This window comes from Paraburkholderia sp. BR10923 (assembly GCF_040948765.1).
Taxonomy (GTDB): Bacteria; Pseudomonadota; Gammaproteobacteria; order Burkholderiales; family Burkholderiaceae; genus Paraburkholderia; species Paraburkholderia youngii.
The window spans coordinates 1-1,022 of the sequence record NZ_JBFPKO010000126.1 but is presented as its reverse complement, the minus strand read 5'-3'; the positions used below and the strand labels follow the sequence as shown (position 1 = coordinate 1,022).

1 protein-coding gene is annotated in these 1,022 nt (G+C 67.7%); it reads left to right on the top strand.

Going from position 1 to position 1,022, the window contains the following annotated elements:
* Window positions 1-999, top strand: a 999-nt coding sequence (gene paaA / locus AB3X94_RS41705; RefSeq protein ID WP_368614458.1) for a 1,2-phenylacetyl-CoA epoxidase subunit PaaA, incomplete at its 5' end; no start/stop codon positions are given.
* Between the last annotated feature and the right edge of the window lie 23 nt (window positions 1,000-1,022).

The window sequence follows — 1,022 nt, the reverse complement described above, 5'->3', positions numbered from 1 at the left end:
ATGTACACCCAATCCCTCGATATCCCCGGCCACGTCGCCCCGCTGGACGCGGACGCGAATTCGCCCGAACAGGCGCGCTTCGACGCGGTCATGGCCGCCGACGGCAAGATCGAGCCGCAGGACTGGATGCCCGACGCGTACCGCAAGACGCTGGTGCGGCAGATCTCGCAGCACGCGCACTCGGAGATCGTCGGCATGCTGCCCGAGGGCAACTGGATCACGCGCGCGCCGAGCCTGAAGCGCAAGGCGATCCTGATCGCCAAGGTGCAGGACGAGGCCGGCCACGGGCTCTATCTGTATAGCGCCGCCGAAACGCTCGGCGTGTCGCGCGAGCAGCTGATCGACGCGCTGCACGCGGGCAAGGCCAAGTATTCGAGCATCTTCAACTACCCGACGCCCACCTGGGCCGACGTCGGCGTGATCGGCTGGCTGGTCGACGGCGCGGCGATCATGAACCAGATCCCGCTGTGCCGCTGCACCTACGGGCCGTACGCCCGCGCGATGATCCGCATCTGCAAGGAAGAGTCGTTCCACCAGCGCCAGGGGTTCGATGCGCTGCTCGCGATGATGGCCGGCACCGCCGCGCAGCGCGAGCTCGTGCAGCAGGCGGTGAACCGCTGGTGGTGGCCGGTGCTGATGATGTTCGGCCCGAGCGACAGGGACTCGGTGCACAGCAACCAGTCGGCGCAATGGGGCATCAAGCGCATCACCAACGACGACCTGCGCCAGAAATTCGTCGACGCGACCGTCGAGCAGGCGAAGGTGCTCGGCGTCACGCTGCCCGATGCGCAGCTCAAATGGAACGCGGCGCGCGGCCACTACGACTACGGCGACATCGACTGGGAAGAGTTCTGGCGCGTCGTCAATGGCGACGGCCCGTGCAACCGCGAGCGCCTCGCCACGCGCGTGAAGGCCCATGAAGACGGCGCCTGGGTGCGCGAAGCCGCGCTCGCCCATGCCGAAAAACAGCGCCAGCGCGCGCAACAGCACGCCGCCTGAGTGGCACGGCGAAAGATCAGCGA